The organism is Pseudomonas sp. SIMBA_068 (genome assembly GCF_046534705.1).
Lineage (GTDB): Bacteria > Pseudomonadota > Gammaproteobacteria > Pseudomonadales > Pseudomonadaceae > Aquipseudomonas > Aquipseudomonas putida.
Genome location: NZ_JAWRYI010001720.1, coordinates 1 through 234, shown reverse-complemented (window position 1 = coordinate 234; position 234 = coordinate 1). Strand labels below are relative to the sequence as shown.

The 234-nt window shown below is 35.5% G+C and carries 1 pseudogene; it reads left to right on the top strand.

Annotation, left to right across the window (positions count from 1 at the left end):
• Positions 1-220 (top strand): annotated as a pseudogene (locus tag SB756_RS35630) (lipid ABC transporter permease/ATP-binding protein); the annotation flags it as partial.
• Positions 221-234: the final 14 nt, after the last annotated feature.

Here is a 234-nt window from a genome sequence, read left to right as displayed (position 1 = left end):
ATTAGATACAGAGTCCGAAAAACTGATTCAACATGCGCTTGATGACTTAATGAAAGATAAAACATCAATTGTCATTGCACATCGATTATCTACAATTGAAAATAGCGATAAAATTTACGTTATCGATAATGGCCGTGTTATTGAAAGTGGCGATCACACCAGCTTACTTTCAAACGATGGAACTTATTCAGCGTTGTGTAAAATGCAGTTTGGCGAGTAACCGTGAATAAAATC